Genomic DNA, 18,577 nt, shown 5'->3' with positions numbered 1-18,577 from the left:
AGAATGGTTGGAAATCATTCGCAGAGTGTAAAGGCAGAAGGGAGCTTGACTGCGAGACCTACAAGTCGAGCAGGGACGAAAGTCGGGCTTAGTGATCCGGTGGTCCCGCATGGAAGGGCCATCGCTCAACGGATAAAAGCTACCCCGGGGATAACAGGCTTATCTCCCCCAAGAGTTCACATCGACGGGGAGGTTTGGCACCTCGATGTCGGCTCATCGCATCCTGGGGCTGTAGTCGGTCCCAAGGGTTGGGCTGTTCGCCCATTAAAGCGGTACGCGAGCTGGGTTCAGAACGTCGTGAGACAGTTCGGTCCCTATCCGTCGTGGGCGTTGGAGGTTTGAGAGGAGCTGTCCTTAGTACGAGAGGACCGGGATGGACACACCGCTGGTGTACCAGTTGTTCCGCCAGGAGCACAGCTGGGTAGCTACGTGTGGCAGGGATAAGTGCTGAAAGCATCTAAGCATGAAGCCCCCCTCAAGATGAGACCTCCCATCACGTCAAGTGAGTAAGATCCCTCAAAGATGATGAGGTAGATAGGTTCGAGGTAGAAGCGTGGTGACACGTGAAGCTGACGAATACTAATCGATCGAGGACTTAACTAAATCTAATGGAAAGATAGTCGTTGAATGATCTCTTATTTAGTTTTTAAGGTATGATCCATATTTTTTGATGAAAAGTACTTGCTTTTTTTACGAAAACAATTATAATAAGGCTTGTGCCTATTTTTTAGAAGCTCACAAAGACAGTAAAATCATAAGTATGTCTGGTAGCAATAGCGGAGAGGTCACACCTGTTTCCATACCGAACACAGAAGTTAAGCTCTCCAGCGCTGATGGTAGTTGGGGCTTTGCCCCTGCAAGAGTAAGACGCCGCCAGGCATACTAAGAAAAACTGACCTTTTTTAAATGGTCAGTTTTTTTGTGTGACTGATACTGAATGTGGTGGTGTCTTTTATCTCGACAAGGTTTTATAAGCAAACAAAAAAATATCTGCCTTCCCCCTCTTTTGATAATTTTGAGTTACCAGACAATAGGTAACATCATTTTATAGAAGTCTGTACAGAATTTCCTCCCCCTTTAACCAGCAATCCACCATTTTTAATCGCTCATAATTCTATATGTCCATATGTTTTGGTTTTAATCCCTAATAACAGTCCTGTGATACTGGAAGTGTGAAAATCGTCTTGATGAATTTACCCAAATCCTTTAAACATACTGTTGGGAAAGCCCACTGATCATAACCGATCGATTTCACTATATGAAACAGGTTTATGGAGCATTAGATGAAGAGCGTTGTGAAGAAACGGTAAAGCGAAGTAAAAAATTAATATGGAAATCGCTTTATAAGTTAAATGAAGACGAGAAAGAAAAGGCGGTCAAGCTGCTTCTTATAGATCCTTGCTTAGAAGAAGCCTACCAGTTAAAAATAAGCTAGATATATGGTTAAAGAAAGTAACAAAAACGCAAAATCAAGCTTGGAATCCTGTATGGAAGCTATGAAAAGCTCCAATTTGGAAGCATTTCAGCGTGTAAGGAACATTCTAATGCTGGAAAAAAGAAATTGTACATTCGTTTATGTACCCATTTAACAATGGCTATATGGCAGAAGTAAATAATACCATAAAACTGTTAAAACGTAATTCATTTGGGATTAAAAGCTTTGAGTGAATGAAACATATTGTATTGTAGCAACAAGAGATTAAAAAAATCATGTGAAATCAAAACAGTTGGTGGAAGTTGCCACCACATTTGACAAGGCCCGTCTTTTATCTCGACAGGTATCTGTTTTATACCGATACCACCATTCAGGTTGAATAAATAAAGGTACCGACCTTAAAACCACTTATTAGCAGTCTCTTGGGTCAGTCCCTTCATTCATTACAAAATACTTGCTTCTTCTTTTGCGGTTCTTTTCCTTAACGTATCAGTAATTGAAGTAATAGCACCGTCTCCAGTTACATTACAAGCTGTACCAAGACTATCTTGTGCCAGATATAATGCAATCATAAGCGATACCATGGTAGCATCAAAGCCAAGCATGCTTTTCAATAGACCCACCGCAGCCATCACTGCACCTCCTGGTACACCAGGTGCGGCAACCATAGTGAATCCTAACATAATAATAAAGGGGAATATGGTACTAAATGATGCAGCATCCCCTTGTAAGAAGATTACAGCTAGTGCACAACTAACAATTGTGATAGTACTTCCAGAAAGATGGATATTCGCCAATAATGGTATTGTAAAGTCAGCAATGCTGCTTCGTACTTTTAGTTTTTTTGCATGTTTCAAGGTGACAGGGATAGTTGCAGCTGAAGACTGTGTCCCAAGCGCTGTGAAATATGCTGGTGCCATTGTTTGAATCATTTTGATAGGGTTTTGTTTACTTATCATACCAGCAAAGCTATATTGTAAAAATAAGTAGAGTAAATGCAGAACAATGATCATGACAAACACTTTAGCAAAAACCGATAAAATCGTGCTAACTTGACCAGCAGCAGTCATATTAGCAAAAATCCCGAAAATATGAAAAGGTAGTAATGGGATGATCACTTTTTCAATAACTAAATGAATGATATCACGAAAATCAAGTGATAATTTATAAAGTACATCTCCTTTAATCGCTGCGATTCCCAAACCAATTACAAACGAGAGTAATAATGCAGTCATCACTTCCATAGGGGGTGGCATTTCTATTTCAATAAACCCACTGCTTAATGCTTTGGAAGGATCGGAAAATGATTGTAGAGATTGTTGGGTTAACAAGCTTGGGTAAAGCAATTTCGCTGATATAAATGCTATGATACCAGCAATAATAGTCGATGTATAAGCGATTACAGCAGTTAAGCCCAATAATTTACCTGCACCTTTACCTAATGATCCAATACCCGGAACAATAAAACCAATAATAATTAAAGGAATAATAAATCCTAAAAAACTACCAAAAATGTCATTAAAAGTAGCAAAAAAGCGAATAAACCAATTATTAACGAAAGAACCAATAGCAATACCTAGTATAATTGCTAAAAATATTCGAAATAATAAACCAAAGCTTTTCATATGGTATCCTCCCTTCAGGTATAATAACATCTATTTTACACAAATTTAATAAATTCGTCTAACATAATTAAAGAATTTTTTAACAAACAGATGACAAAAAAATTACAAATTTAAAAAGCGCACCATTATCCGGTGCGCTTTATCTATTTAGCTCATACCATAAGGGCCTAATTGCTGAGCCCCACCAGCATTAGCAGTATTAGAATTTGCCATTTGCGATACAAATGGAATCATCTTTTGCATGGTTTGTCCAAATTTTTGATTGTTCTTTGTCATCGTGTAAAACGTTGCTGCACCAACACCTACAGAAGCAATAAGCGGTAACCAAATTCCGTTTCTTTGCACAATAACCAACCCTTTCTCTGCCCTTATAGTGATAAATAGACATTATTTAGGTTGAACATCTTTTCAAAAAACATTCAAGGTATCAACTACCAGTAGAGGATTCAATAGCTGCATTTAAGCCTGCTATTCTCCCAGTAACGAATGCAGATGTAATGTTATAGCCACCGGTATATCCATGAATATCCAGAATTTCTCCACAGAAATATAAACGATCCATTAGCTTTGATTTCATTGTGTTTGGGACAATTTCTTTAATGGATACTCCACCACCAGTAACGAATGCCTTATCTAGTGGCAAAGAATCATGTACATGAAATATAAAATGTTTACAATGGTGTGAAAATTGATGGATAATCTGTTTTGAAATAGTGCCTGCTTTTTGTTCTTCATGAATATGGTGTCGCTGACATAAAAAAGTGATAAATCTCTCTGGGGCCCACCCCTTCAACAAATTTTTAAAGGTTTTTCTCGGATTTACATGTATTAAGTCAAGAAACTCCCTGATTAGTTCTTGTTCTGAAATATGAGGAAATAAATCAATGACCATTGGTACTGCTGTTTGTCCTTTCCGTAATTCCTTAACCACAAATTGAGAACAACGCAAAACAGCAGGACCGGAAACACCAAAATGGGTGAATATCATATCCATTTGATGAGTAATTATTTTCCGCCCATTTTTACTAAGTACAGATAATTTTATATCTCGTAACGATACTCCTTGAAGTGTTTTATTATTAATAAATGGTTCTTTAGAAATTAATGCAACTTCTGTAGGATAAAGGTCTGTCACGGTATGCCCGGCTTTTTTTGCCCAAGCATAGCCATCACCGGTTGAACCTGTATGGGGAACGGCCTTACCACCAACTGCAACAATAACAGATTTCGCTTGAATTTCATCACCATTTTGGAGGATAATTGAATGGTTAGGCTTTGCGAAATGAATTGTTTTAACGGGAGCATTTAAACGAATACTTATATGAAGTTCTTCCATACGGTTTAATAGGGCTTGAATTACTGTTTTAGACTGATTTGATACAGGGAACATTCTACCATGATCTTCCTCCTTAAGAGGGACATTTAGCTTTGTAAAGAACTCGATAATATCATAATTATTAAATATAGAAAAAGCACTGTATAAGAACTTGCCATTTCCAGGGATGTGTTTAATCACCTCATCTTGAGGTAGTCGATTCGTTACATTACATCTACCTCCTCCTGAAATAGCCAGTTTTTTCCCTAGTTTATTCCCTTTTTCGATTAATAATGTATTAGCTCCGGATTCAGCCGCAGCGATCGCAGCCATTATGCCAGAGGGACCGCCGCCGATAATAACAACATCATAAAACAATTTCCTTCATTCCTTTCCGTATGGTATCGTATCATGATCTTGATGGCGTGACAATGCACTGGAATTTAACTCTATATATTTGAGTATGAAATTGTACAGAAACTTTAAGGCCCTTCTTGCATGAAAAAACATAGCAGGAGAATTCTCTTTTACGTTTTTTGTAAAAGATGTCGCCATAAATTGATTAGCATGAACGAAAAGTGTGATAAAATAGGTCATAAGCTAGATTGAATGTCTACTAAATACTATATAGAAGCTTTTTAACTAAATGTTGGTAAATGCAGGTGAAATAATGTCAAATATTGTACGTGGAACTATGTTATTAACTGGAGCATCTTTTCTCTCCAAATTTCTCGGAATGATTTATGTCATTCCATTTAATTCGTTAGTTGGTGCAACTGGTGGTACCTTGTTTGCATATGCTTATACACCCTATAATATTTTTATTAGCTTGTCTACTGTAGGTGTACCGCTAGCTGTATCTAAATTTGTGGCAAAGTATAATGCTGTCGGAGATTATGAAACAGGGATGCGAATGTTCCGTACGGGCATGGCGCTAATGATCGGAACAGGAGTATTAGCGTTCTTTGCAATGTTTTTTAGTGCGGATTGGTTGGCAGCGCAAATGATTACAAGTCAAGATGCGAAAAGCATTACTTCTGCTGATGTGGCATTTGTAATTAAAATGGTCAGTTTTGCCCTTATTTTAATACCGGCGATGAGCATTGTAAGGGGATTTTTTCAAGGTCATCATTCCATGGGCCCTACAGCAATATCCCAAATTATGGAACAAATTGTCCGTATTGCATTTATATTAGGTGGATCATTTGTTATTGTTTCAGTATTAAATGGTTCTGTAATAGCTGCAGTTGGTTTTTCTACCTTTTCTGCGTTTTTAGGGGCGGTCGCTTCTTGTTTTGTTTTATGGGTATACTGGCGTAAACGTCAGCCGTACATACAAAGACAATTGCAACAGCAAATTTATACACATGATCTTCGCACACGCGACATGCTTGCTGAGTTGTTTCGTTATGCCGGTCCATTTATTTTAGTTGGTCTAGCTACACCTGTCTATCAATTGATTGATCAATTTACTTTTGAAAGAGCAATGGTAGCGAGTAATCAAGAAGATATTTGGGCATTTGCTTATTCAGCTATGAATTTTTATGGTCATAAGCTTGTAATTATTCCTGTTACACTGGCTACAGGTTTGTCGCTTGCGATTTTACCGGAGATGACAAAATCATTTACGCAGAAAAACAGCGTATTTTTAGAAAAACAGATTAACCAAGCGCTTCAAATAATTATGTTTCTTATCTTACCTGCTGCTGTAGGACTTTCTATTTTGTCGAAAGAAGCATATGGTACATTATTTGGGATAGATAATATCCAGATATCTGGTCAGTTACTTGCGTGGTATGCACCGGTAGCGCTTGTCTTTGGCTTGTTTACGGTATCGTCATCTATTTTGCAAAGCATTAATCAACAGCGCTTTGCTGTTATTAGTTTGTCTGCTGGAGTCTTAGTAAAATTACTGTTCAATATTCAACTTATTTATGTGTTCGGTGCTAAAGGAGCGATTTTTGGCACAGCTTTAGCAGCTGGAATAGCTGTGATATTAAATCTTTGGCGAATAAGCACAGCAATCCAATTTTCGTATAAGCAATTAATGAAACGAACGATCTTAATCGGTATATTTATTGCGATTATGTGCTTGATTATCATTTTACTTCGATTTTTGTTGTATTTGGTCGTACCAGAAGGCAGATTTGGCATGAGTATAGTTTTAACCGTGTGTGTCGTTGCGGGTGGAATGGTTTATTTAGGCTTAGCCTATTATTCCACATTAATGGAAAGAGTATTAGGAAGGCGAATTGGCTTTTTAGATAAATTATTCCGACGATAGGAGCGAAATAAATGCGGCTTGATAAATTATTAGCCAATGCTGGAGTAGGTAGTCGCAAAAATGTAAAGACATTACTCAAGAAAGGCTATGTCACGGTGAATGGTGCTATAATAAAGAATGGAACAATGCATGTTGATGAGAATTCAGATGTTATAAAAGTAAATGAAACAGCTATTCACTATCAAAAATATGTATATATGATGATGCATAAACCTCCCGGAGTTATTTCAGCAACAGAGGATAAGCGGGAAAAAACAGTTATTGATCTGCTACCCTCTGATATAAAGAGATTTCGTCCATTTCCGGTTGGACGGCTCGATAAAGATACAGAAGGACTATTACTTATAACAAATAATGGCGAGTTAGCTCATCAATTATTATCGCCAAAAAAGCATGTGGATAAGACTTATTATGCAAAGGTAAAGGGAGTAGTAACAGAAGAAGATTGTAATTACTTTGCAAGAGGAGTCCGTTTGAATGACGGTTATATTACAAAACCTGCTTTATTAAGAATTATACAGCAAGGAGATGTATCCGAAGTTGAGATTGTTATTTCAGAAGGGAAGTTTCATCAAGTAAAACGAATGTTTCTAGCAATAGATAAAAAGGTAATTTATTTGAAACGTACAAAAATGGGAAAATTAAGCCTTGATAGCCAGCTGAATCTTGGAGAATACCGCGAACTTTCGGAGGATGAACTTGAATTATTAACCAAGTCGTAGTGAGAACGAAGACGGGAGGTTAAACGATGTCAAATTTTCCACATTATTTTATTGCTATCCCTTTACCAAAACGATTGCAACAATTTTTAGCGGACTGGCAATCTGAGTTAAAAACTATTTTACCTTATAAACAGTGGACGAACATTCAAGATTTGCATATAACTTTAAAGTATTTAGGTCCAGTACCCGATATTAAATTGAAGGATCTAATAAAAAGGTTGCATGCTATTTCCTTTACCCCATTTCACATCCAAGTGGGCAGTATTGGCATGTTTGGCACTTCAGCAAAGCCTAGAGTCCTTTATGCTGCCGTTGAATTATCAGAAGCGTTAGCTGATTTGCAGCAACAAGTTGAATCCGTGGTAAGTCACGAAGGATTTGTGCCTGAACGACGTTCATATACTCCTCACATTACATTGGCAAAAAAATGGAACGGATCGAATTCGATGCCTGATGAAATAGAACATATTAAAAGGAACTTTACTGAACAAAAGCGTTTAGATGTAGATCAATTTTTAATTTATCGGATTTTTCCAAAGGAGTCTCCAACATATCGAATGGAAGCTATTATTACAGCAAAGGGAGGTGGAGGCACTGGCGCAATTAATTAAATTGCAGGATTATGTTTCGAGATATGAATGGAATGCATTTCGGTATCCAAGTCAATTCATTCGCTTAAAAAATGAGAATTGGAACAAATTGATAGCTCTTTGGGAAGAACGGGAAGATTTATCTGAAGTCAAAGTAAATGTGGAAACATCAGAAGAGCATCATCCACGCTGGAAGATTTGGAAACGAAAATCGAAATCAGTACATGATGAAGAAAACATAGAAGCTGATTTGTATGATCTTCCAGATACGAAAGAAGAATTAAAACGATATTTTCTTGATAAGCTATTGCAAATTCAATTAAAATGGGCAACTTCCACTGTCACAGATATTTCATTTGTAGATAAACAATGGGTGGAAGACCCGGAAATCAGGTATTTTTTACAACGTTTCCCTGATACGTATCTTTTTATGTATTATCCTGTTTTTAATATTAAAAAAGCTCCGGTAGATGGTGAAATAATTTTAATTACACCAGTAGGTATTGAAATAATTAGCCAAATTAGAGCTGAAAAGGATGCAACTATTATAGCTCAGAATCAACGAACCTGGATAGTGAAAGAAAATGATGAAGAACGCAAAATGCTAAGTCCGCAAATTGCATTGAAGCGAACAGAACAAATTATTAAGAGCATATTAAATCACCATGAAGTACAGCTTCCGATTCAAAAAACGGTGCTTGCAAAAGAAAATCCAATTCATTTTCTAGAAGAACCTTACCAAACTAAACTTATTGGAATGCATCAATATGAATCTTGGTTTAGGCAAAGAAGAAATATTTCGTCACCACTTAAAAGTCATCAACTGAAGACAGCTGAAATATTGTTAAAACATTGTCAAACAACTTCCGTAAAAAGGCCAGAGTGGGAAGAAGAAAGGGACGAATTTGAATTTGTTTCTGATGAATTTTAATGGATCTAACATTGATATTTGTATTTTTGACTGGATATCGATAAAATATATTATTGAACGCTAAATTTTGAAAGATGTGAGGAATATATGTTGAACTGGCTGAAGCGAGTTCTAGGCAGTGATTGGGAAGTAGCTCCAGCAGGTGGATTAACTGGAGATGCTTACTTAGCAACGAAGGATAATCAGCGGCTATTTTTAAAAAGAAATTCTTCTCCATTTTTAGCCGTCCTGTCAGCTGAAAGGATCGTGCCAAAACTAATTTGGACAAAGCGAATGGAAAACGGCGATGTAATTACAGCACAGGAATGGCTTGAAGGTAGGGAATTAAAACCAGCAGAAATGCAGCATTTACGTGTTGCAGACTTGTTACGTAAAATTCATCAGTCGTCTGAATTACTATACATGCTAATGAGATTGGGAAAAAAACCAATTACCTCGGATGATAGTTTTAGGATGATTAAGGAGCGCTTAACACAAACAGGCTTACAGCACGAACAGGTTAAAACTTCATTAGATTATTTGGAAAAGCTGCTCCCTATTACAAGAAAACAAAAATTAGTTGTGTGTCATGGGGATTTAAATCATAATAATTTACTTTTGACGGATGAAGGTCATTTATATCTTATCGATTGGGATAATGCGTTAATAGCTGATCCGGTTATTGATTATGGCATGATCTTAAATTGGTATATTCCAAAAGAAAACTGGAAGGAATGGCTAAATAGTTATGGTATTGCTGAAGATGATCATTTAATAGGCCGGATGTATTGGTATTTATTGATTGATACACTATATTATTTGTGCTGGCATAAAGAACGTGATGAAAATAGTAAATTTGTCGAACGTTTAACTAATCTTCATGATTTAAATAACCAAATCAAGGTCTTAATTTAGATTGGTCTGATGAATTGCTTCCACCCATGTTGCCAATTGTTGGTTATTAGCTGTAATATGCGCTTCAATGTTTGATGAAGACTCACCATCTTTACCATATGCATATATTTCAGGGAGCAATTGTTGTAATTGCTGGTCGGTTAAGTCATTATTTTGCATCAATGACTTAACTAGTCTTGTAATTTGCTCGTACTCGGCTACATTGCCGCAACAATCGTTCCGCTGTTCATCTAATAAATCCATAAGTAAGGTTAGTTGATGGTTTATGTTTAATGTCATTAGAATCACCTCTAATCTTAGTATCGTTCATCATTTAAATTCTATACCTTCGTAACAGAAAGAGAGGATTCGAAATTGCGTCAACGTAATAAACCGTGGGCGGATGAATTTTTACGTCATCATACAAATATAGTTATTCCCAATCCTGAAAAAAATCGTAATTGCTGGCATGCGCTTTTTGGCAATAAAGCACCAATCCACTTGGAAATTGGTACGGGAAAAGGCCAATTTATTGTAGAAATGGCTAAGCAATACCCACATATCAATTTTATTGGACTCGAAGTTGCTAAAAATATTATTGTGACAGCAGCACAAAAAGTCATTGATTCAGGATTACCTAATATTCGATTGTTGAATGAAGATGCTAATCGCTTACCAGAATTTTTTGCGAGAAATGAATTGTCTGTTATTTATTTGAACTTTTCAGATCCCTGGCCAAAAAACCGTCACGAAAAGCGGAGGTTAACGTATTTTACATTTTTAGAAAAATATAAAAATGTGTTACATCCAAACGGTGAAATCATTGTTAAAACAGATAATATGGGATTATTTGAATATTCATTAGTAAGTTTTTCTAAAAACGGAATGGAGTTGGAGGAAGTCAACTTAGATCTCCACAGTCTGGATGATCCGACGAACTGTATAACAGAATATGAGGAGAAGTTCGCTGCTAAGGGTCAGCCTATATACCGCTGTCGTGTAAAATTAAAAAAATGCAGTGAATGAAAACAGCCGAGCGAAATGGTAAACATTGCTCGGCTATTTTCATTCAGCCAATTATAAAACTTGTTCATGGTCGATAATTTTTATATTACATTTACCCATATCTTTTCCGGCGTGTAGCACTTTGAAAGTAGCTTCACTCACCTTGGCGTTAGCGGCCTCCTCATTGGAGCTTTACTGCTTGTCGTGGCTGAATGTTTATGGCTAGATTTGCTTCTGCGTTCAAGCTATAGCAGGTTTTGATTCTTTTTCTTTTAATCGGTCAAATTTATACAAATATTTTGTTGCCATGCCTACATTTTAAAATGATTTGTTTTATATATAGCCATATCTATGTTTATTTGAGACATTAGAGGAGTTTTGATAAACTATAACTATTAAAATTTATCAAAATTGAAAATGTTTTAAAAACAGATGGGGGAAAATGATGGAACATCTTAACGTAGGGAGAGCGAAGTTAACATGGTTACGGGGTGGCGTTACTTTTTTAGATGGCGGCGCAATGTTTGGAGTAGTACCAAAAGTATTATGGGAGAAGAAATACCCAGTAAATGAAAAAAATCAAATAGAATTAAGAACAGATCCAATTTTAATGCAGCTAGATGGGAAGAATTATTTAATTGATAGTGGTATAGGAAAAGGGAAGCTAACGCAAAAGCAGTTACGAAATTTTGGTGTTTTAGAAGAGACACAAATAGAAGAATCTCTTGCTCTGCTTGGATTATCGACAAACGATATTGATATAATTTTAATGACTCATCTTCATTTCGATCATGCTTGCGGTTTAACAAAACAGGTGGGCAATAATTTTGAGCCAGTATTTGAGCGGGCAATTATTTATACATCGTCGATTGAATGGTATGAGATGAGAAATCCAAATATTCGATCAGTAAACACTTATTGGCATAACAATTGGAAACCAATTGTTGATCGAGTTAAAACATTTACGGATAAAATAGAAATTACAAAGGGTTTAAAAATGATCCATACAGGTGGTCATAGTGATGGGCATAGTCTAATTTTATTTGAAGATGGTGACGACCACTTCATTCATATGGCAGATATTATGCCCACTCATGCACATCAAAACAAATTGTGGGTTTTAGCATACGATGATTATCCCGTAACTTCTGTACATCAAAAGGAAAAGTGGATGCAGTACGGTTTTAAAAAACAGGCATGGTATACGTTTTATCATGACGCTTATTATCGAGCAATTAAATGGAATCGACATGGTGAGGTTATGAATACAGTAAAGCGGGAACATTAAATATGGCTTTGGGAAACTTCATTATTCAAAGTGACTCGGTTTGACGAATTTGCTAGGGAAATGATTCAGATAGATTATGACATAGTAGGATAAAATAAGGATGGCAACATGAATAAAGCCTAAGTTAAGCTGCTCATTCCAAACAGCTTAACTTAGGGAGCAGTTATGCTGTTTGAACAGAATCAATCACAGCTCCGGTGTCCACATCCACATAGAATTCATATTGCTTATTTTCTCCATCAAGATTACGTGTTACTCCTCCACGATAGGCGTTATAAAGCAAACCATTTTTTTCTACTTCTTGGGGCTGCATATAGATCCATGAACCGCTAATCGGCCCCTGTTTCTTAAAGGTTTCTTTCGCTTGTTTTAACGCTTTCTCAGGGGTGATTTTTTTCACTTGATCTAGTTGCTGCTTAGCAAAGTAGCCAACTGCTATTCCGACTCCTAATGCAAGAACTGTCTTTTTCATACCCATTTTCATTCACCTCTTGCTTTCAATTTAAATCATACGATTATTTCTATGTTCTTACAAGATAGTATATCGTATTCGTAAAAAAATAGAAAATAAAAAAGTTTTCATAAGGTATAAACAACTCATATTAAATGTTATAGAAATGAGATAACTGGAAATTATTTGATTGATTCCGTTATAATTAATGTATTACATATAAGTCGAAGGTGGAGATTACGATATGAATCAAGAAACGTTATCGCTTTTTCAACAATTAACGGAGCTACAAGGTGCTCCAGGGGATGAAAAGCGTGTTCGTACTTTTATGAAGCAAGAACTTGCAAAGTATGCAGATGAGATCATTCAGGACAATTTAGGTGGCGTTTTTGGGGTGAAACAGGGAACAGGTCCAAGAGTAATGGTAGCAGGTCATATGGATGAAGTAGGATTCATGGTTACCAAAATTACTAAAAATGGGATGATTCGCTTTCAACCATTGGGTGGTTGGTGGAATCAAGTATTACTTGCACAACGAGTGCAAATTATGACTGATAATGGGCCGGTTATAGGAGTTGTAGGTTCTATTCCACCTCATAACTTGACAGAAGAACAAAGAAAGAAACCAATGGAAATAAAGAATATGCTTATTGATATTGGTGCAGACGATAAAGAAGATACGGAACGGATTGGTATTAGACCAGGTCAATCCATTGTTCCTCTAACACCTTTTACACCGATGGCAAATAAGAAGAAAATTATGGCTAAGGCTTGGGATAACCGCTATGGTTGCGGTTTAGCTATTGAGCTTTTAAAAGAATTACAAGATGTGACTTTGCCAAACCAATTATTTTCTGGAGCAACGGTTCAGGAGGAAGTTGGCTTAAGAGGAGCACAAGTAGCTGCAAATAAAATTAAACCAGATGTCTTCTTTGCATTGGACGCTTCTCCTGCAAATGATGCTGCGGGTAAAAAGGACGAATTTGGTCATCTAGGTAAAGGTGCTTTGTTACGTATCTTTGACCGCTCCATGATTACACATCAAGGGATGAAAAATTTCATTTTGGACATTGCAGAAAGCAATCATATTCCATACCAATATTTTGTTTCACAAGGCGGTACGGACGCAGGGCGTGTTCATTTAACAAATAATGGAGTTCCTTCTGCTGTTGTAGGTATTTGTTCCCGTTACATTCATACCTCTGCTTCCATTATTCATGTAGATGATTATGCGGCTGCAAAGGAATTATTAATTCAACTTGTAAAAATGCTCAATGAAACAACATTAAAGCAAATTCAGCGCTCTGTGTAATTAGATGTTACATCCAATCGCAGTAAAATACTTTTTTCAATGGGATCCGAATGTGCTGAAAGTCTGTCATTAAAAGTAAATTAGTTAGAAGTAATATCTCATGTGGATAAAAAATTTTCCCATGGCATGAAGTTTCACTATATAAAAGGAAGTTAGTATATGAATATAATTATTGGTTCATTAAATCCAGCAAAAGTAAAAGCAGTACAGGAAGTTTTTCCTGAAGCTTCCATTTCTCAAGTAGATGTAGATTCAGGTGTCTCGAGACAACCATTCTCTGATGAAGAAACTAAAAGGGGAGCAATTAATCGTGCATTTGCCTGTATGAATATCACGCCATCACCAATTGCAATCGGATTAGAAGGAGGAGTAATGTTCATTGGTAACCAGTTATTTTTATGTAATTGGGGTGCCTTAATAACTCCTGAACAAAAGGTTTATGCGGCTAGTGGAGCACGTATTCTTCTTCCTTTAGAAATTACGGAACAATTGCTTCAAGGTAAAGAACTTGGTGATATAATGGATAATTATGTCAATCGGTATCTAGTACGTAAAAAGGAAGGAGCAGTCGGCATTTTTACGAATGATCGTATTACAAGGCAAAAGATGTTTGCACACGTAGTTGAATTGTTACGAGGACAATGGGAGTATGAAAACCGCTAAGCCGTATTTTGTTTGATAGCGCGGCTTAAAGGGAGAGAAGTAATTTCGCCAACTGGTTACTAAAAAATGGCCTGTAGTATTCGGATACTACAGGCTTTACATGTATTACTCATAAATATACTGAATAACATCTAATGCTTGCTCTATCGTTTCCACTGTAACATTTGCTTTTTCAGATAATTCTTTCAAGGGATGAATAAGTGATTCAGGACGGATAATAATAGTCGGTTTATTTAATGCAATAGCTTGGCTTGTATCCATAGCAGTATTCCACTGTTTATAACTTTCTCCAAATAAGGCGATTACAATATCTGCTTTTTCCAATAACACTTGTGTTCTAAAATTATTGATTTTAGAAGCGGTTTCATCTTTATACAACGAATTTGGCTGTTTTCCTAAAATCGCTTCCCCAACGTTATCAGAACGTTCATGATCCGTCTGCGGAGAAACAAAATGTAAAGGCAGCTTCCTTTCTTCTGCTAATCGCTTTACTTCATCGCGCCAGTTGTCATGAATTTGACCAGCCAAATAAACAGTTAATTCCATTTCAGCCCCTCCAGTTAACTTTTACTTACATCTATCGTAAAACAAAAAAGGAGGTTTGCAAAGTATTATCTTGTTTTCTGTTTATGAACTAAACCGAATTTATAACTGTTTCTGTTAGGTAGATATCTTTTTTGAAAGTAGTTTCATTGTCTAGCTTCCGGTCTCAAGCGCTTGCACGTTATTCGTAAGAAAGAACACAGAAACTAAACAGTCAGCTTGTTGTGCATGTTCAGGCAAATACTAATTGCTTTGGCGCGGACGAACGACTGAGCCTCCTCATGGAAAACCACAACTGCGGGGTCTCGGGTAGCTTTTTTTCCGGAAGCAGTCTCGCGGTATTCACCTTTTATTTATTTGAAAAAACTTATCCGAGGGGGAGAGCATTCATCTGAAAGATAGTTGTCAATAATGCCCGCTCGCATTTCTTTAAAGCGCATACGACAATACCATAGCCATAGCCCATGCAGTTCTTTTGAATCCGCCAAGCTACGTTCCATTTTTTCTTTTCTTATCCGATAGAGCCATTTCCCTTCATTTGATATCCTGTTCATACGATCTAGTTCTTTTGATTTTTCCCATATTTGAAGGTGAATAGGGTTTTGAGGTATTCTATTTTGTGTACATTTCTCAAGTAGTAGACACGCTCTGCATAATTTCCGACCTTTTATTTCTGTCAAATCTATATTATAACAATTTAATGCGGTAAATAATCAGAGCAAATAAACGTAAAAGGTCTGTCTAGACTTTCTCGACTAAGCAGTATGAGTTAAAGTCGTTTTAATTCATTGTCATTCATAGTATGATAGATCATGAAATAGCTTATCTCTCATGGCGATAAATCAGGCTACCTAAAGAACTGCTCGGCGTTTTTTTGTACTATAGGAAAGTAAAAAATTTTAAGTTTTATCCCGCATAGAAGGTGCCGTACTTTCCTCAATTCTAAAATCTATTATGCATTGTGAACATAAAAGAAAAACGGCACCTAAATGCCCGATTGGTTCAAGGGCCTTTAGGTCATACCCTTGTGGTACTAACATTCCGTGTAAAAAGCATTCCACGGAATGAAGTTTCACTTTATCCCGCATGTAAGGTGCCGTAAGTTTCCCACTTCAAGACCTGAGTTCATGCAAAGGTTCAAAGTGGGAGAAAACGGTACCTAAATTCCCGATTGTTTCAAGGGCCTTTAGGTCATACTCTTGCGGTACTAACATTCCGTGTAAAAAGCATTCCACGGAATGAAGTTTCACTTTATCGTATAAGAAAAACGATCGCTTTCGCCATGAAGACTTGGCGACAAGCCAAGTTTTTCTAATGTATGGTAATATAAAAACTTGAATTAGTCGTTTTTGAAGCGAATACTGTAAAAATGTTTGTAACTTAAAGATCATATAGGTGAAAAGGAAAAATGCAGTAGCAAAAAAACGTTTGCAAATAGTGCCTAAAAATAAGATGAAAAACAACCTCTTTTTCAAAAAAGATGAACAAGCATCTGGTGTTCTATAACAAAATAAAGGTTCATTAGCAATTTAAAGTACCAAGCTGTAGAACAGAAAAAAAGCACTAAATATCATGTTGGCTAATTTTATAAAAGAAGGACTAGTCTTATGGAATGCAAGATTTTATCGGAAGTGTTAAAGTAACAACAGATGTCAAAAAAGGTGATTAGCTAGGTATACAAACGCAACACTATCAAGAGTACAATGATAATTAAAAGAGAAAAATATAGGCTTAGGGGTGAATGGAAATGAAAAAATTAATGTCACATGATGAATTTACGAAAATGATGAAAGAAGATCGGGTGGTCTTCTACTTTACTGCTGGTTGGTGTCCAGATTGCACGGTTATAGAACCGATATTACCAGAAATTGAAGCGGAATTTCCATCTTATACTTTTGTCCGAGTGGATAGGGATGAATTTATTGATATTTGTCAGGATTTTTCCATATTTGGCATACCTAGCTTCGTTGCTTTTAACACTGGAGAAGAGGTTGGCAGATTCGTAAGTAAAGATCGTAAAACAAAAGAAGAAATTGTTGAATTTATGAATAACCTTCCGAGTTAATAGCATCCTGCATAATGTAAGGAGAGAGCAAAATGCAAATGACAAGCTTGAAGCTGAAAAAAATATTAGACGAGCGCTTTAATCACCCGGAGTTACGAGCTTCTTATAATCGGGATAAAGATTCTTTTCGGGTTGAATGGAAGTCAACAAAGAAAGGAATAACGATTACATTACCAAATGTAGTTGCTAAGTATAACCAAAAAGGGCAAGGCATCATCGATGAGCTAGAGGAACATGTGAAAGAAGCGCTACGAATTATGAATGAAGAGCAGCACTTAGCTGGAATGGAGAAACATATTTATCCGGTGATTCGATCCACTTCTTTCCCAACTAAAACGAATTCTAATATAAATTTAGTATACAAAGATCACACAGCGGAAACCAGGGTTTTTTATGCAATTGACTTAGGAAAATCGTATCGGTTAGTTGATGAATTGTTATTAGCAGAGGAAAAGTGGACAAAAGAACGTATTGATGAGATTGCTACATTTAATTTACGTTCGTTGTCGGTTGATTACAATCATGATCGAGTTGCAGATAATGACTTTTATTTTATCGCAACCCAAGATGGTTATGATGCAAGTAGGATTTTAAACGAAGCTTTTTTAGAAGAAATGAAAGCAAATAGCAAAGGTGAACTTGCCGTAGCTGTCCCGCATCAAGATGTTTTAATTGTTGCAGATGTGCAAAATAATACCGGCTATGATATTTTAGCCCAAATGACAATGAAGTTTTTTGCGGAAGGTAGAATTCCAATCACTTCTTTACCAATGATATATGAAAATAAAACATTAGAGCCAATCTTTATTCTAGCAAAAAGTCGACCAGAAAAGAATGATTAATGAAAAGGGTGAATGACATGGATGTATTTTATAATTTAAATGGAGTTGGCGATGTACTAATTATACCGATAACGGAAGGGGAGCGCTACAGTATTAAGCATGAAAGAATAGGCGATATTGTACGAATTACGGATGAATCAAAGCAGATAGTAGGCTATAATATATTTCAGGCTTCAACACATTTTTCTTTTTTAACGAATGGGAAAATAACGTTAACGAAGCCAATGTTATTGGAAATTCAGGAGTTATTTAAGGAGCATCAATTAGATGATGATTTGAACTTTGATCTTCGTCCAAAATTTGTTATCGGCTATGTCAAGGATAAACAAAAACATCCAAATGCAGATAAATTAAGTATTTGTCAAGTAGATGTTGGTGAGGAAATGTTGCAAATTGTTTGTGGAGCACCGAATGTTGAAGCTGGTCAACGTGTCGTTGTAGCAAAAATTGGTGCCACTATGCCAAGCGGTATGCAAATAAAACCAACTGAATTAAGAGGAGTCCCTTCCAATGGAATGATTTGCTCTCAAAAGGAATTAGGCTTACCAAATGCTCCAAAGGAAAAAGGAATTTATGTGCTGGATGATTCATACCAAGTTGGGACTGAATTTGTTATATAATAAGAAAAACAAC

At 36.5% G+C, this 18,577-nt stretch carries 21 protein-coding genes and 2 rRNA genes; 16 read left to right on the top strand and 7 right to left on the bottom strand.

What is annotated here, in order from left to right; genetic code table 11:
* The 4 genes from BN1066_RS19645 to BN1066_RS21390 all read left to right on the top strand — a co-directional run.
* Positions 1–603, top strand: a 23S ribosomal RNA gene (locus BN1066_RS19645); the annotation flags it as partial.
* 160 nt (positions 604–763) lie between these two features.
* Positions 764–879 (top strand): 5S ribosomal RNA (gene rrf, locus BN1066_RS19640).
* Positions 880–1,258: 379 nt separating this feature from the next.
* Positions 1,259–1,435, top strand: coding sequence for a transposase (locus BN1066_RS21080; RefSeq protein ID WP_077321411.1), 177 nt, complete (start codon positions 1,259–1,261; stop codon positions 1,433–1,435).
* A 140-nt stretch (positions 1,436–1,575) separates the two neighbouring features.
* Positions 1,576–1,668, top strand: a complete 93-nt coding sequence (locus BN1066_RS21390; protein WP_077321410.1) for a hypothetical protein — start codon at positions 1,576–1,578, stop codon at positions 1,666–1,668.
* A 210-nt stretch (positions 1,669–1,878) separates the two neighbouring features.
* On the opposite strand, the gene BN1066_RS19625 is transcribed toward BN1066_RS21390, so the two are convergent.
* From BN1066_RS19625 to BN1066_RS19615, 3 genes are all read right to left on the bottom strand, one after another.
* On the bottom strand, positions 1,879–3,060 hold the full coding sequence (locus BN1066_RS19625) for a dicarboxylate/amino acid:cation symporter (protein WP_077321409.1): 1,182 nt from the start codon (positions 3,058–3,060) through the stop codon (positions 1,879–1,881).
* Positions 3,061–3,207: 147 nt separating this feature from the next.
* Complete coding sequence (locus BN1066_RS19620) at positions 3,208–3,405, bottom strand: hypothetical protein (RefSeq protein ID WP_077321408.1); 198 nt, start codon at positions 3,403–3,405, stop codon at positions 3,208–3,210.
* A gap of 82 nt (positions 3,406–3,487) precedes the next feature.
* Positions 3,488–4,753: a BaiN/RdsA family NAD(P)/FAD-dependent oxidoreductase gene (locus tag BN1066_RS19615; RefSeq protein ID WP_077321407.1), complete on the bottom strand. Its 1,266-nt coding sequence runs from the start codon at positions 4,751–4,753 to the stop codon at positions 3,488–3,490.
* Between the two features lie 292 nt (positions 4,754–5,045).
* Here BN1066_RS19615 and BN1066_RS19610 point away from each other — a divergent pair, with 292 nt between their 5' ends.
* The 5 genes from BN1066_RS19610 (at position 5,046) to BN1066_RS19590 (ending at position 9,796) form a co-directional block, all read left to right on the top strand.
* On the top strand, positions 5,046–6,659 hold the full coding sequence (locus BN1066_RS19610) for a putative polysaccharide biosynthesis protein (RefSeq protein ID WP_077321562.1): 1,614 nt from the start codon (positions 5,046–5,048) through the stop codon (positions 6,657–6,659).
* 11 nt (positions 6,660–6,670) lie between these two features.
* Positions 6,671–7,381, top strand: coding sequence for a pseudouridine synthase (locus BN1066_RS19605; RefSeq protein WP_077321406.1), 711 nt, complete (start codon positions 6,671–6,673; stop codon positions 7,379–7,381).
* A gap of 26 nt (positions 7,382–7,407) precedes the next feature.
* Complete coding sequence (gene thpR, locus BN1066_RS19600; RefSeq protein ID WP_077321405.1) at positions 7,408–7,992, top strand: RNA 2',3'-cyclic phosphodiesterase; 585 nt, start codon at positions 7,408–7,410, stop codon at positions 7,990–7,992.
* Complete coding sequence (locus BN1066_RS19595) at positions 7,967–8,902, top strand: NERD domain-containing protein (RefSeq protein WP_245799830.1); 936 nt, start codon at positions 7,967–7,969, stop codon at positions 8,900–8,902. The genes thpR and BN1066_RS19595 overlap by 26 nt, the downstream gene beginning before the upstream one ends.
* Positions 8,903–8,989: 87 nt before the next feature.
* Entirely contained in the window at positions 8,990–9,796 is an 807-nt protein-coding gene (locus tag BN1066_RS19590) for a phosphotransferase family protein (RefSeq protein WP_077321404.1), read from the top strand.
* On the opposite strand, the gene BN1066_RS19585 is transcribed toward BN1066_RS19590, so the two are convergent.
* Complete coding sequence (locus BN1066_RS19585; protein WP_077321403.1) at positions 9,788–10,075, bottom strand: YtzH-like family protein; 288 nt, start codon at positions 10,073–10,075, stop codon at positions 9,788–9,790. The two genes, BN1066_RS19590 and BN1066_RS19585, sit on opposite strands and share 9 nt — an antisense overlap.
* Positions 10,076–10,150: 75 nt before the next feature.
* Here BN1066_RS19585 and trmB point away from each other — a divergent pair, with 75 nt between their 5' ends.
* Entirely contained in the window at positions 10,151–10,801 is a 651-nt protein-coding gene (trmB, locus tag BN1066_RS19580; RefSeq protein WP_077321402.1) for a tRNA (guanosine(46)-N7)-methyltransferase TrmB, read from the top strand.
* Positions 10,802–11,225: 424 nt separating this feature from the next.
* Positions 11,226–12,068, top strand: coding sequence for a YtnP family quorum-quenching lactonase (locus BN1066_RS19575; RefSeq protein WP_077321401.1), 843 nt, complete (start codon positions 11,226–11,228; stop codon positions 12,066–12,068).
* Positions 12,069–12,231: 163 nt separating this feature from the next.
* Here the strand turns inward: BN1066_RS19575 and BN1066_RS19570 are convergent, their stop codons facing one another.
* Positions 12,232–12,546: a PepSY domain-containing protein gene (locus BN1066_RS19570; RefSeq protein WP_077321400.1), complete on the bottom strand. Its 315-nt coding sequence runs from the start codon at positions 12,544–12,546 to the stop codon at positions 12,232–12,234.
* Positions 12,547–12,763: 217 nt separating this feature from the next.
* On the opposite strand from BN1066_RS19570, the gene BN1066_RS19565 reads away from it, so the two are divergent.
* Together BN1066_RS19565 and BN1066_RS19560 are read left to right on the top strand one after the other, a co-directional pair.
* A complete protein-coding gene (locus BN1066_RS19565; RefSeq protein ID WP_077321399.1) occupies positions 12,764–13,831 on the top strand; it encodes a M42 family metallopeptidase in 1,068 nt (355 codons plus the stop codon).
* Positions 13,832–13,990: 159 nt separating this feature from the next.
* Complete coding sequence (locus BN1066_RS19560) at positions 13,991–14,494, top strand: DUF84 family protein (RefSeq protein ID WP_077321398.1); 504 nt, start codon at positions 13,991–13,993, stop codon at positions 14,492–14,494.
* A gap of 105 nt (positions 14,495–14,599) precedes the next feature.
* Here the strand turns inward: BN1066_RS19560 and BN1066_RS19555 are convergent, their stop codons facing one another.
* Together BN1066_RS19555 and BN1066_RS19550 are read right to left on the bottom strand one after the other, a co-directional pair.
* Positions 14,600–15,040: a YtoQ family protein gene (locus BN1066_RS19555; protein WP_077321397.1), complete on the bottom strand. Its 441-nt coding sequence runs from the start codon at positions 15,038–15,040 to the stop codon at positions 14,600–14,602.
* Positions 15,041–15,390: 350 nt separating this feature from the next.
* The gene (locus BN1066_RS19550) at positions 15,391–15,717 is read right to left on the bottom strand and encodes a transposase (RefSeq protein WP_179104445.1); all 327 of its coding nucleotides are present in this window, start codon (positions 15,715–15,717) and stop codon (positions 15,391–15,393) included.
* Between the two features lie 1,067 nt (positions 15,718–16,784).
* Between BN1066_RS19550 and BN1066_RS19545 the strand changes: the two genes are divergently transcribed.
* From BN1066_RS19545 to ytpR, 3 genes are read left to right on the top strand one after another with little or no spacing between them, the layout of a single operon-like run.
* A complete protein-coding gene (locus BN1066_RS19545; protein ID WP_077321395.1) occupies positions 16,785–17,102 on the top strand; it encodes a thioredoxin family protein in 318 nt (105 codons plus the stop codon).
* A gap of 32 nt (positions 17,103–17,134) precedes the next feature.
* Entirely contained in the window at positions 17,135–17,944 is an 810-nt protein-coding gene (locus tag BN1066_RS19540) for a DUF1444 domain-containing protein (protein WP_077321394.1), read from the top strand.
* A 17-nt stretch (positions 17,945–17,961) separates the two neighbouring features.
* Positions 17,962–18,564, top strand: coding sequence for a YtpR family tRNA-binding protein (gene ytpR / locus BN1066_RS19535; protein WP_077321393.1), 603 nt, complete (start codon positions 17,962–17,964; stop codon positions 18,562–18,564).
* The last annotated feature ends 13 nt before the right edge of the window (positions 18,565–18,577 follow it).

Source organism: Virgibacillus proomii (genome assembly GCF_900162615.1).
Taxonomy (GTDB): domain Bacteria; phylum Bacillota; class Bacilli; order Bacillales; family Amphibacillaceae; genus Virgibacillus; species Virgibacillus proomii.
The sequence above is the reverse complement of the archived record's forward strand: the minus strand, read 5'-3'. Positions and strand labels throughout refer to the sequence as shown.

Bases quoted from the DNA above. Each gene is read 5' to 3' on its own strand.
- BN1066_RS21080 (WP_077321411.1), top strand. From the start codon at position 1,259: ATGAAACAGGTTTATGGAGCATTAGATGAAGAGCGTTGTGAAGAAACG.
- BN1066_RS21390 (WP_077321410.1), top strand. From the start codon at position 1,576: ATGTACCCATTTAACAATGGCTATATGGCAGAAGTAAATAATACCATA.
- BN1066_RS19625 (WP_077321409.1), bottom strand. From the start codon at position 3,060: ATGAAAAGCTTTGGTTTATTATTTCGAATATTTTTAGCAATTATACTA.
- BN1066_RS19610 (WP_077321562.1), top strand. From the start codon at position 5,046: ATGTCAAATATTGTACGTGGAACTATGTTATTAACTGGAGCATCTTTT.
- BN1066_RS19605 (WP_077321406.1), top strand. From the start codon at position 6,671: ATGCGGCTTGATAAATTATTAGCCAATGCTGGAGTAGGTAGTCGCAAA.
- thpR (WP_077321405.1), top strand. From the start codon at position 7,408: ATGTCAAATTTTCCACATTATTTTATTGCTATCCCTTTACCAAAACGA.
- BN1066_RS19590 (WP_077321404.1), top strand. From the start codon at position 8,990: ATGTTGAACTGGCTGAAGCGAGTTCTAGGCAGTGATTGGGAAGTAGCT.
- BN1066_RS19585 (WP_077321403.1), bottom strand. From the start codon at position 10,075: ATGACATTAAACATAAACCATCAACTAACCTTACTTATGGATTTATTA.
- BN1066_RS19575 (WP_077321401.1), top strand. From the start codon at position 11,226: ATGGAACATCTTAACGTAGGGAGAGCGAAGTTAACATGGTTACGGGGT.
- BN1066_RS19570 (WP_077321400.1), bottom strand. From the start codon at position 12,546: ATGGGTATGAAAAAGACAGTTCTTGCATTAGGAGTCGGAATAGCAGTT.
- BN1066_RS19565 (WP_077321399.1), top strand. From the start codon at position 12,764: ATGAATCAAGAAACGTTATCGCTTTTTCAACAATTAACGGAGCTACAA.
- BN1066_RS19560 (WP_077321398.1), top strand. From the start codon at position 13,991: ATGAATATAATTATTGGTTCATTAAATCCAGCAAAAGTAAAAGCAGTA.
- BN1066_RS19555 (WP_077321397.1), bottom strand. From the start codon at position 15,040: ATGGAATTAACTGTTTATTTGGCTGGTCAAATTCATGACAACTGGCGC.
- BN1066_RS19545 (WP_077321395.1), top strand. From the start codon at position 16,785: ATGAAAAAATTAATGTCACATGATGAATTTACGAAAATGATGAAAGAA.
- BN1066_RS19540 (WP_077321394.1), top strand. From the start codon at position 17,135: ATGCAAATGACAAGCTTGAAGCTGAAAAAAATATTAGACGAGCGCTTT.
- ytpR (WP_077321393.1), top strand. From the start codon at position 17,962: ATGGATGTATTTTATAATTTAAATGGAGTTGGCGATGTACTAATTATA.